12 protein-coding genes are annotated in these 8839 nt (G+C 47.9%); 5 read left to right on the top strand and 7 right to left on the bottom strand.

Annotation, left to right across the window (positions count from 1 at the left end; translation table 11 throughout):
* The coding region (locus tag IPL71_RS23305) for an alpha/beta hydrolase (protein WP_345325801.1) at positions 1-712 on the top strand (712 nt) is incomplete at its 5' end.
* A gap of 109 nt (positions 713-821) precedes the next feature.
* Here IPL71_RS23305 and IPL71_RS23300 read toward each other — a convergent pair.
* The 3 genes from IPL71_RS23300 to IPL71_RS23290 are packed head-to-tail and all read right to left on the bottom strand — an operon-like array spanning position 822 to position 3506.
* Positions 822-1673 (bottom strand): ABC transporter permease, encoded by an 852-nt coding sequence (locus tag IPL71_RS23300; RefSeq protein ID WP_345325800.1) that lies wholly within the window; start codon positions 1671-1673, stop codon positions 822-824.
* On the bottom strand, positions 1670-2683 hold the full coding sequence (locus tag IPL71_RS23295; protein WP_345325798.1) for an ABC transporter ATP-binding protein: 1014 nt from the start codon (positions 2681-2683) through the stop codon (positions 1670-1672). The genes IPL71_RS23300 and IPL71_RS23295 overlap by 4 nt, the downstream gene beginning before the upstream one ends.
* Positions 2610-3506, bottom strand: coding sequence for a hypothetical protein (locus tag IPL71_RS23290; protein WP_345325796.1), 897 nt, complete (start codon positions 3504-3506; stop codon positions 2610-2612). The genes IPL71_RS23295 and IPL71_RS23290 overlap by 74 nt, the downstream gene beginning before the upstream one ends.
* A 164-nt stretch (positions 3507-3670) precedes the next feature.
* Between IPL71_RS23290 and IPL71_RS23285 the strand changes: the two genes are divergently transcribed.
* A complete protein-coding gene (locus tag IPL71_RS23285; RefSeq protein ID WP_345325795.1) occupies positions 3671-4486 on the top strand; it encodes an alpha/beta fold hydrolase in 816 nt (271 codons plus the stop codon).
* Positions 4487-4516: 30 nt separating this feature from the next.
* Positions 4517-5200 carry an alpha/beta hydrolase gene (locus IPL71_RS23280; protein WP_345325793.1) on the top strand — a complete coding sequence of 228 codons (684 nt, stop codon included), beginning with the start codon at positions 4517-4519 and terminating at the stop codon, positions 5198-5200.
* Between the two features lie 595 nt (positions 5201-5795).
* On the opposite strand, the gene IPL71_RS23275 is transcribed toward IPL71_RS23280, so the two are convergent.
* From IPL71_RS23275 to IPL71_RS23260, 4 genes are all read right to left on the bottom strand, one after another.
* Positions 5796-5960 carry a hypothetical protein gene (locus IPL71_RS23275; RefSeq protein ID WP_345325791.1) on the bottom strand — a complete coding sequence of 55 codons (165 nt, stop codon included), beginning with the start codon at positions 5958-5960 and terminating at the stop codon, positions 5796-5798.
* A 31-nt stretch (positions 5961-5991) separates the two neighbouring features.
* Positions 5992-6582, bottom strand: a complete 591-nt coding sequence (locus IPL71_RS23270) for an AAC(3) family N-acetyltransferase (RefSeq protein ID WP_345325789.1) — start codon at positions 6580-6582, stop codon at positions 5992-5994.
* Between the two features lie 75 nt (positions 6583-6657).
* The gene (locus IPL71_RS23265) at positions 6658-7224 is read right to left on the bottom strand and encodes an NUDIX domain-containing protein (RefSeq protein ID WP_345325787.1); all 567 of its coding nucleotides are present in this window, start codon (positions 7222-7224) and stop codon (positions 6658-6660) included.
* A 1-nt stretch (position 7225) separates the two neighbouring features.
* The gene (locus IPL71_RS23260) at positions 7226-7999 is read right to left on the bottom strand and encodes an enoyl-CoA hydratase-related protein (RefSeq protein WP_345325786.1); all 774 of its coding nucleotides are present in this window, start codon (positions 7997-7999) and stop codon (positions 7226-7228) included.
* Between the two features lie 83 nt (positions 8000-8082).
* Here IPL71_RS23260 and IPL71_RS23255 point away from each other — a divergent pair, with 83 nt between their 5' ends.
* Together IPL71_RS23255 and IPL71_RS23250 are read left to right on the top strand one after the other, a co-directional pair.
* The gene (locus IPL71_RS23255) at positions 8083-8391 is read left to right on the top strand and encodes a hypothetical protein (RefSeq protein WP_345325784.1); all 309 of its coding nucleotides are present in this window, start codon (positions 8083-8085) and stop codon (positions 8389-8391) included.
* 22 nt (positions 8392-8413) lie between these two features.
* Positions 8414-8758 carry a DUF1295 domain-containing protein gene (locus tag IPL71_RS23250; RefSeq protein ID WP_345325782.1) on the top strand — a complete coding sequence of 115 codons (345 nt, stop codon included), beginning with the start codon at positions 8414-8416 and terminating at the stop codon, positions 8756-8758.
* Positions 8759-8839: the final 81 nt, after the last annotated feature.

Genomic DNA, 8839 nt, shown 5'->3' with positions numbered 1-8839 from the left:
GATGTGGCATGGGGCGTGGTGCTGGGATGAGTTCTTTCTGCCATTCTTCGCCGAGCAGGGATTTCAGGCCACGGCCTTAAGTCTGCGCGGACATGCGGCGAGTGAAGGCAAGATTCGCGGGAATACGATCGCAAATTATGTCAGTGATGTGGAGCAGGTGGCGCAGACTTTCGATACGCCGCCGGTAATTATTGGTCATTCCATGGGCGGCTTTCTCACTCAGAAATATTTGGAAAAGCACACAGCGCCTGCCGCTGTGCTGTTGGCGTCTAATCCGCATTATGGATTGTGGCCGACATTTTTCCGCATGTCGATGCAGCGCCCGAAGACATTGGTGAAGGTCACAGCACAATTACGTTTGCGTCCCGTGGTGGAAACGCCCGAAGATGCGCGTTTATCGTTGTTCTCAGAAGATATGCCCAAGAAACAACTGTTGAAATATTACAAAAAACTGGATGATGAATCCTTCCGCATGTTCATGGATCTGTTGGGATTAAATCTCGCGCATCCGAAAAAGGTAAAAAGTCCGCTGTTGATCTTGGGCGCGGAAAAAGACATGGCTATCACGCCAGATCAAGTCCATGCCACGGCGAAAGCCTATGGCACACAGGCAGAGATCTTCCCGAACATGGCACATGATATGATGCTGGAAAAAGACTGGAAAGCCGTGGCCGAACGAATTTTGAATTGGTTAAAAGAAAGAGGTATATAGCCACAACATATAAATCTGGCATAAACCTCCTCAGGATATATCACTATAAAATAAACAGAGACCACAGAGCTTTCTCTGTGGTCTCTGTTTATTTTATTTTTTCCAACTTTTACAGATCACGTTTTTTGAAAATATTAAGCGCTTTAAGGAGAGACAAAACTAAATAGAGCAGCGCGTATTCCACCATCAGCGGGCTGGGGATGGAGAGCGTCCCAAAAGGAGATATATGCAAAACGGCGGAAATTGGAGTTTGCATTTCAAAAGCAGCCCTGCGCCAGAGCGCTTCACTTGGGATAAACAAACTAATCATAATGCCAAACTGTACCGCCGCTTCATTTTGCATAACCGCCCCGATCTGCTCCACCCATCCACCGATGAAAGCCAACCCATATAGGCCAAACACCACACTGCCTGCAGCAAGCCCGGGGAGGAAACTGGAACAGGTAATGGCAATGGTCAGGATCAAAAGCGATTCCAGATAAATCAAAGACAGGCCTGGCAACAGATTTTGAGCCAGATATCCCGATTGTATCCACACACTAAACACGACTCCGCCAGACATTAACAAGGAATACAAAGCCAGTAAAATAGAATACCCGAGCCACTTGCCAAGCACAACTTCCGAACGATTAATGGGTTTGGAAACAATTGTTTGAATGGTGCCCGAGATGATGTCGCCAGAGAGTGTATCAGCCCCCAGTAACGCACCCATGGCAGCAGAAAGAAAGGTAACGGCATACAAGCCAGTCAACAAAAGTACATTGATGCTTTCATTAGAAATCAAATTCCTATAGACATCATTTGTCATCTTCAGGCTGGCATAGGAATGAATATAGATTGCCCGAAAGCCTAAAGTGAAAGCAATTAGGAAAATAAGTCCAAGCACAAGTCCGGCCATGGCAATGCGCCGTCTGACAGCCTCAAGAAATGTCATACGGGCGATAATCCAAATCATATTCATTGCACGCCAACCTTTCCTAATGTTTCTATAAAGACCTCTTCAAGTGATAACCTGTTGGGGATTAGCCCAAAAATCCGAACATCCCTCGCAACTAGATAATTATTAATCTCGGGTAAAACGGCCTCATTCTGAATGGACATAGTAAGGAGATCGCCATCTACACGGATGTCACTGCCCCATTGTGCAAGCCCACTAACAACGTCGGAAATCAATCCCGTGGCGCGGATGGTAACCATTGAGGAGTTTCTGCCCAATGTTGACATTTCCATGACACGCACTACTTCCCCTTGCCGAATGAATGCCACCCGGTTACAGGTAACTTCAATTTCGCTCAAGAGATGGGAATTAAGGAAAACACTTGTACCTTCCTCTCGTAACTCGTAAATGATGTCACGTACCAGTCTGCGCCCAACAGGATCAAGCCCTGATGTAGGTTCATCCAGAAGCACAAGCGAAGGACGATTCAGCAGGGCCTGTGCCAGCCCTATGCGCTGTAGCATGCCTTTGGAAAATGTCCGCAATTGTTTATCACGGAATTCAATCAAACCAACACGCTCCAGCAATTGCTCCCGGCGCATATTTAAATCAAATAAATTCATGCGCAGTAATTCGCCATGTAGTTTAAGAAACTCATTGGCTGTTAGCCACTCTTGAAATCGAAAATGTTCAGGAAGAAAGCCAATGCGTTCCAGAGCTGCGCGGCTGCCCAACGGTGCGCCAAACAAAGTGCCAGTCCCTGAGGTGGGCGTAATAAGCCCAAGCAGCATTTTGATGGATGTAGTCTTACCTGCGCCATTCGGCCCCAAAAATCCAAACACTTCGCCCTGGTCAACTTGGAGAGTGAGTCCTTTTACGGCGACCTGACTCCCAAACTCTTTCCTCAGGTTTTCAGTTTTGATCACAATAACAGACATAAATACTTTACCAATCTTTTTTCTACGGCAGAGACTCTGCAATTTCAACAGCCCGGGAAATATCCGTGCCGGTTCCGGCAATGAAATAGATAACATCACCTTTCACCCATAACAGCACATATTTCTGTGGATCGCTGTCTTCACGGCGGATCAGCTTGCCTATTACATCATCCACAACTACATCAGTATAGTTTGCTGAATTCAAGGGAATGGGGATGACAAGTGTTGTGGTCCAATCCACACTACTATTGAACGCCTCGGCTTCTTCAGGACTCAACCCAAAAAATTCCAGTCCGATCTGTGCCAACTTTTCCATATCCAAATCGTCGGGGACTTCAACCACTGGGCTGGGCGTTTGAGAGAAAATAATGCAATTTGTATAAGCAGCCGAATTAGGTATATTGACCATGGGGTCAGGGCAGGTTCCATAGGCTGCGCGGACAGCGGTTGAAATTCGAAACGAGATTTCTGCGCCATCAACATTCTCCGGCAGCACAAGATCGCTGTGATTGAATTCATCAAGAAAACCCTGTACCTTTCTCCGATCCACCTTCATAAGATAGGAACCTGAATCGTATACGGAAATGTACGTTGAGGGGAAAACCAAAGGCAAACGTACATCGAAGCCAGCCGCCTCTTTTGCCTCCACCACATTATTCACAACTACCATATCTGCGGGTGCTTTTATCACAATCGTCGAACTTGAGAATAGATTGCTTAATTGACTACCAAATGCCGTATTGTTTTCATACCCAGCAGATTCAATCGGCAAAACCACCAGTTGTTTAACTCGAAACAAACTTAACAACCTGCCAGCAAACGCACTGGTTACAGGCAGCATGGTCAATAATATAAATGTGAGTATGGCAAGCAAACCAACACGTGAAGCGGGAAATGTAAAATTCTTTTTTATCATCATTATCCTCCATTGATTTCAAACAAACCTAAACGCAGTCAACATGCTCAGTATAATCCCCCCTGTTGAAAAAACAGAGGGTTATACTGGTGATATTTCTCCATATCGCTCATGATATGATGTTTGAAGTAAATTTTGAACTAATGAAAAGAAAGAGGTATCTACCCATGAAAAAATTATTTACAGGGATGGCCGTCTTTTTATTTTTTATACAGGCATGCACATCGCCAACGCCAATCCCTACTGCGGCGGCAGAGTCAACTGTCAGCGTAACGGAATCTCCAGCAACAGAATCAGTGACCGGCCTGGAAGGACTCGGCGGGGTTCCTTGTCCAGATAGTGATTTTACGTGCGTCACATTAACAGTCCCGTTAAACCATTTTGATCCCAATGATTCGCGCACGCTGGATGTGGTCTTTGCGATTTTGCCTGCGACTGGTGAACGAAAAGGGATGTTCGTCACCGTCACAGGCGGCCCCGGTACGGCGGGATTAACGAGCGCAGATGGTTATACTGCGGCTTTTGATCCGGCGATCCCGGAACATTTTGATATTGTTTTTTTCGATCAGCGCGGCGTGGGACAATCAGGCGGCCTGCAATGCGTGCAAGCCGCGACCATGTTCTATCTTGCGAGTTGGGATACAAGTACTGTTGAGGGAGAAAATGCGCTATTGGAAACGGCGCGCATATTTTCAAATGACTGTGTGACCGAAATGGGCAACCCTGAAATTTTGCCTTATTTGGGAACCGAGCAGGCGGTGGAAGACCTCGAGTTTTTCAGGCAAGTCATGGGGGATGAAAAAATTTGGTTATACGGCGAAAGTTATGGCACGCAATATTCACAGATGTATGCCGCGGCACACCCCGATCATTTGGCCGCGCTGGTCCTCGATGGCACTGTGGACCTGACTCTTTCAGGCGTTGAATATTACAAACAGCAGGCGACTGCCTTTAATGATGTTTTGAAATTAACACTGACATGATGCAATGAGGATGAATTCTGCGCCGAGTCAATGGGCGGCGGTGACGCGATCACGGCTTACGATACACTGGCCGAACAGCTTAAACAAGCGCCAACCCTTTTTGATTTTCCCCTGCCATCAGGCGAGCTAACCCGGCGCACGTTCACCTTCTCAGACCTCGAAACCGTTGCCGCGGGTTCCCTGTATGCAGAAACACAGCGGATGCTTTTCCTGCGCGCGCTTGCATCTTATTCTCAAAACAAAAACCTTGTCCCTTTGGCGCGGCTCTTATACAGTTCGCTTGCGCTTGATCCCGAAACCCTGCAAGCCATTCCCGACCCAACCTATTCTGATGCGGTCTTCTATAGTATTGAATGTCAGGATTACAGTTATTTCAGCGGCACTCCTGAAGAGCGTGCCGAAGCCTACCTGCGCGCCGGTGATGAGGTGGATGCGGGAAATCTCCATCTCTCGTCCGTTTTTTATGGAGACATGCCCTGCGCATTCTGGCCGTATGCCAGCGAAAACAAGCTCCGTCCGCAGGCGCTGCGTGCTGAAAATTTTCCAACCCTCGTACTCGGCGCAATCGCTGATCCGGCCACGCCTGTTTCAAATGGACAGAATGTTTTCAACCGTTTATCCGATGGCTATCTGGTTACACAGGATGGCGGTCCGCATATTATTTTTGGGCGCGGCGTTTCATGCGTGGACGATCTCGTGACCGATTTTTGGTAAACGATCAGCCGCCCGCCGAACGCGAAACCACCTGCGCAGGCGAAGTATCCAGTGAATTCATACCGCCCATGCCGCTCAATGTGAGCGGGTTTTCAAACCTGCTTTAACGCATTATCTGCTGTCGAAGATGAGATTTATTATCTTCCCGAATATTATTATTGGGATGTAACAACGCCCACCGCCATTGGATGCCCATTTGGCGGCAGATTATCCTTTGAAGCGACAGAGACCGGCGATTCTCTCGCCCTCAACGCCTGCTCCTTCTTCGACGGATTTATCTTAACTGGAAGCGGGGCAACCAACTACGACGAAGGCACATTCACTTTGGAAGTTGCAGTCACCGGGCTGAAAGACGGCACGCTGACCTACATCCACGATGGTGAAGGTTCAAAACTCGTCACCGGCACATACGGCAGCGAAACGATCAAACTTTCAGAGTAGATCAATATTTTTGAATAAAAACATGACATATCCCGAATTTAATTTGGGACCTGCCAAAAAGCTGATTTCGCTTTGTCGCGTGAATCATCTGCGTCCTATGTTCTGAAAACGAACTCCCCACCTTAGGTGAGTCATATTCGATCTAAAAATCCTTTTACGACCAACGCACCGCAGTACACCGTTCGCAATCCTGTCTCTGACAAAGCAACGCGAACGGATTTTCTTTTAATTGATCCACGACCGCTTTGATCAAACTCTTAAGATGAACCGCCTGCACAACCGCGTTGCCGATTTCCACACGGCGCGTATATTTTTCCACTGCAGGCGCAATGGACTCAAACCCTTCTGAATCACCTGGAAAAACCGGGACACTCCACCACACGATCCTGTACCAGCGCCCAACGCAAAAATTGAATTTGTCCGCTCATTTTTTCAGCATAATGAATACTTGTGTTAACGCGATGATCCACACCCAGCAGCAAGACCCAGCCATCCAAATCTGCCAGTGTCCCGATCGGCGCCAGCGGATTGTAAATCGTCTGCGTGTTAAGAACCGCATCGGCGCGAATCCCGGCAAACGATTGGATCGGATGCATCGAACGTTTGGCTTTGGGATGTTTGCGCAGCGTTTCGGGTAATGTGCCCATCATCTTATCGGCGGGCATATCAGGGTGAAAGACCTCGGCCATTTTATTCAAATCTAATTCACTGCCATAGGTGATGCCGTTTTTCGGCGGACCAATTTCAGGGTTAAGCATGGTCTTATAGGTGAAGGTCGGCATGATCACACCGCGCACAGAATTCAATAACGCATCGAGCATCCCATCCGCGCCGCCTTCGATGTGACCGAAGGCTTTCAGCGAAGCATGTGCGATCACAAGGCTTTTGGTCAGGCCCAGAGCGGCAAGACCGGTTTTAATATCAGAAGAAGAAATGGTCATGTTAATCATCTCAATATTTCAGAAAGTATTTTCAGTAAAATCCATCAGCAAGCTGATGGACTCCAAATCGCGAATTCAACCGGCAAATTTTCGTTTTAATTTTTGCACGAACCGATTCATATGCGGATCACTTTTCTCAAACGGGATCGCGTCAAAAGGGAACCATGCAATGGAATGAAATTCACCCCGGTCATAATTCAATTGCTGACTGCGGTCACCCTGAATGACATACCAGAATGAGACATCCATGTGCCCCGCCCGATTGCCTGTTGTCAGTGTGCAGGTGAGCATCAACGGCGCTTCAATTGCATGTGCGGCAGAGATTCCCAGTTCCTCTTGAATTTCACGGGCCACTGTCCTGCGTGGATGCTCACCAGGCTCCACATGTCCGCCAGTTGGAAGCCATAGACCAGCGTTGATATGGTCAACCAGAAGAATATGGTCATGGTCTACCACGGCAAAGTAAGACACAAGATGTTTGGGCGGCACTGCCGGCTTGCTGACCCGAAACAATTCAACGCCTGAATCAACCCAGGTCAGCGCATCGGCAATGTGCAAAGATTCCAATTCATCAAACGGAGTGATGGAAGATATCTCCGTGCGGATCTGGCCGCGAATGGAATCTTCAGCCGAAGGAACCAAATTACCGGCCCTTCCAATCGGGCTTTCGCTTTTCAATAAAGGCTTTCATGCCTTCCTTTTGATCTTCCGTTGAAAACAGCGGATAAAAATTCCGCTTCTCAGTTTTCAACCCTTCCGTCAACGTGGATTCAAACGCAGCATTGATCGAATCTTTTGCCATACGGATCGCAAGCGGTGCGCGCGAGGCGATCTCTTCTGCCAGCGCAACTGCCGCATCAAGATAACCTTCCACCGGCACAACACGATTCGCCAGCCCAAATTGCAATGCCTCTGTGGCAGTCAATGTCCGGTTATTAAGGATCATCTCCATTGCAAGATGCTTCCCCAACAAACGCGCAAGGCGCTGTGTGCCGCCGCCGCCCGGAGTAATGCCGATCGTAATTTCAGGTTGACCAAATTTTGCAGATTCAGAAGCAACGATCATGTCACATGAAATGGCGAATTCACATCCGCCGCCCAAAGCCCAACCGGAAACCGCAGCGATGACCGGTTTTTTAATACCGCGGATACGGTCCCACAGTTCCACTCGTCCCTGCGTGATCATCTGAAACGGAGATGACTCAGCCATCTCTTTAATGTCGGCGCCGGCAGCGAAGGCTTTCTCGTTGCCGGTTACGACCATCGCGCCCACATTTTCGTCCTTATCAAAATTATCAAGCGCATCGAATAATTCCGTCAGCATCAGGGTATTAAAAGCGTTCATCGCCTGCGGACGATTAAGGGTCACAATGCCCACCCGCCCGCGAATTTCCGTCAATACTGTTGTGTAAGCCATGTTTCCTCCAGATATTTTGAGCGGTCGTGAATGCTCATTTCGCAAATTATAAAGGATGAATAGCGATACTGTATAATCGCCCGATGGAACCCTTTATCATCCTCCCCGCATGGACAACAGGCAATATTATTTTATATGGATACCTGGCCTTAATGGCACTGGCCGTGGGTCCACTTGAATATTTTGGGCAGGCCATGATGGCCTACAGCAAATTTCGCCCGGCGCAGGGACTACATCCGCGCCTGGGGATGTTCATCCTCTATTTCCTGCCTTTGGTCGCGGTCACAATTTCCGCACTGCCCTATCTCTTAATCCATCCATCATTCAGAATTGTCTTCGCAGCGGTATTCATCCATTTTGCAAAGCGGTGCTCGAATCCTCTTTCTGCATAAATATTCCGGGCCGATCCCTATCTTGTCAGTCGACATCTGGTTTTACATCGGCGTGGTTTTATTTATCACAGGCATTCTCGGTAATTTTCTTCATCACAAAACACTTGCAGACTTACGAAAAAACACGCTTGATTATATAATTCCATCAGGCGGATTATTTGACCTCGTAATTTGTCCGCATTATCTATTTGAGATCATCACATGGCTCGGGATATTCATGATTTCCCGTCATCTGGCGAGTCTGCTCATCCTCATCTTTATCGTCGGCTACCTAACCGCCCGCAGCATCCGCACCCTGAAATGGTATCGGGAAAAATTTACCGGGTTCCCGCCGCAAAGAAAAGCGTTAATTCCATACATTCTATAATTTCCAACTGGAGAATAAAATGCAAATCCTATTAATGATCCATTCCATTGTACGCTGGCTGATCGTGATCGCAGCAGCGGC

Source organism: Candidatus Villigracilis proximus (assembly GCF_016717045.1).
Taxonomy (GTDB): domain Bacteria; phylum Chloroflexota; class Anaerolineae; order Anaerolineales; family Villigracilaceae; genus Villigracilis; species Villigracilis proximus.
Note: the sequence above shows the minus strand (reverse complement) of the source record. Positions and strands in the feature narration are given on the sequence as shown.

Bases quoted from the DNA above. Each gene is read 5' to 3' on its own strand.
- IPL71_RS23290 (WP_345325796.1), bottom strand. From the start codon at position 3,506: ATGATGATAAAAAAGAATTTTACATTTCCCGCTTCACGTGTTGGTTTG.
- IPL71_RS23300 (WP_345325800.1), bottom strand. From the start codon at position 1,673: ATGAATATGATTTGGATTATCGCCCGTATGACATTTCTTGAGGCTGTC.
- IPL71_RS23295 (WP_345325798.1), bottom strand. From the start codon at position 2,683: ATGTTATCTATTTCATTGCCGGAACCGGCACGGATATTTCCCGGGCTG.
- IPL71_RS23280 (WP_345325793.1), top strand. From the start codon at position 4,517: ATGGGCGGCGGTGACGCGATCACGGCTTACGATACACTGGCCGAACAG.
- IPL71_RS23285 (WP_345325795.1), top strand. From the start codon at position 3,671: ATGAAAAAATTATTTACAGGGATGGCCGTCTTTTTATTTTTTATACAG.
- IPL71_RS23255 (WP_345325784.1), top strand. From the start codon at position 8,083: ATGGAACCCTTTATCATCCTCCCCGCATGGACAACAGGCAATATTATT.
- IPL71_RS23260 (WP_345325786.1), bottom strand. From the start codon at position 7,999: ATGGCTTACACAACAGTATTGACGGAAATTCGCGGGCGGGTGGGCATT.
- IPL71_RS23270 (WP_345325789.1), bottom strand. From the start codon at position 6,582: ATGACCATTTCTTCTTCTGATATTAAAACCGGTCTTGCCGCTCTGGGC.